This window comes from Polaromonas sp. P3_C2 (assembly GCF_056402675.1).
The window spans coordinates 1-1,627 of sequence record NZ_JBFUGX010000818.1; the positions used below are offsets into that span (position 1 = coordinate 1).

Below are 1,627 nucleotides of genomic sequence, written 5' to 3' on the forward strand. Positions count from 1 at the left end.
GGTCCCAGGTCTGGGCCTCGGTCAGCAGCAACCTGAGCACGCGGTCTTCACGACTGGCCGGCAGGATACGGCCAGCCACGCGGCGTGGAGCCCGGGCGCCGAAGCTGCGTCCCGCCGTTGACGATGCCGGGAAATAGTTGCCAGAGGGCTCGGACGAGGTGTAATCGGGCTCCTCGCGAAAATCCGGCAGATAGTCCGCAGGGCCGGACATGTCCTGGGAAGCGCCTGATGCTGAGGATGATTCCGGCTTCTGGCCCTTATTGGACGTGCGTAAGCTGCTATTATTTTTATAGCTGCCCTTGGAGGTCGCAGGTTGCCAAAGCTGCATCAGTTCGCGGCTGTCAATCAATACCCTGTCGGCAATTTCAGCCAGCAGCTGGCGTTTCAATGCGCCATCGGGCATCAGGTTCCACAGCGGGCGGGCGTTGCTGGCCATGTGGGCGCGGCCCTCGGCGGTGTCCAGGTCGCAGCCCTCGGCGGCGGCCTCCAGCAGGAAGCGGCTGAGCGGCACGGCCTTGCTGACATAGGCCGCGAAGCCTTCCTGGCCGTGCTCGCGGATGTAACTGTCGGGGTCGTGTTCGGCCGGCAGGAACAGGAACTTGACGGTGCGTACGTCCGTGGCAAAGGGCAGGGCGGCGTCCAGCGCTTTTCGGGCGGCGCGGCGGCCGGCGCTGTCGCCGTCAAAGCTGAAGACGACTGAGTCGGTGAAGCGGAACAGCTTTTGCACGTGATCAGCCGTGCAGGCGGTGCCCAGGGTTGCCACCGCATTGGCAAACCCCAGCTGGGCCAGGGCCACCACGTCCATATAGCCTTCTGTGACGAGGGCATAGCCGTGTTCGCGCAGGGCGGTGCGGGCCTCGAACAGGCCATAAAGCTCCCGGCCCTTGCTGAACACAGGGGTTTCCGGCGAATTGAGGTACTTGGGCTTTTCGTCGCTGAGCACGCGGCCGCCAAAGCCTATGCATTCGCCCTTGACGTTGCGGATGGGGAACATGACCCGGTCACGAAAGCGGTCATAACGCTTGGCTTCACCGGCCTGGTTTTCTTCGCCGGGCTCGCCCGTGATGACCAGGCCGCTTTCTACCAGCAGCGGGTCGTTGTAATCCGGAAAGACGCTGGCGAGGCTGCGCCAGCCTTCAGGTGCGTAGCCCAGGCCGAAGGTCTTGGCGACTTCGCCCGAAACGCCGCGGCCCTTGAAGTAGTCGATGGCGCGCTCGGAGTTGCGCAGGGCCTTGATGTAGGCGACGCCGGCTTTTTCAAGCACGCTGGTGAGTGTGGCCTGCTGCTCGCGCATCTGGGCGGCCCGCGCCCGGTCTTGCGGGGAGACGTCGTCTTCAGGCACTTGCAGGCCGTATTGCTGGGCAAGGTCCTTGACGGCTTCGACAAAGGTCATGCCGCCGTGGTCCATCAGAAAGCTGATGGCGTTGCCGTTTTTGCCGCAGCCGAAGCAGTGATAGAACTGCTTGGAGGGGCTGACACTGAAAGAGGGCGATTTTTCGCCATGGAAGGGGCACAGGCCCATGAAGTTGGCGCCGCCCTTTTTCAGCTGCACGTAGCGGCCCACGATGTCCACCACGTCGGCGCGCGCGAGCAGCTCCTGGATGAACGATTGGGGGATGGCCATAAC

1 protein-coding gene is annotated in these 1,627 nt (G+C 63.7%); it reads right to left on the reverse strand.

All coding sequences use genetic code 11. The features are described 5' to 3' along the window. A partial coding sequence (gene dnaG / locus AC1DWI_RS22340) for a DNA primase (protein ID WP_477725805.1) occupies positions 1 to 1,624 on the reverse strand: 1,624 nt, incomplete at its 3' end. Between the last annotated feature and the right edge of the window lie 3 nt (positions 1,625 to 1,627).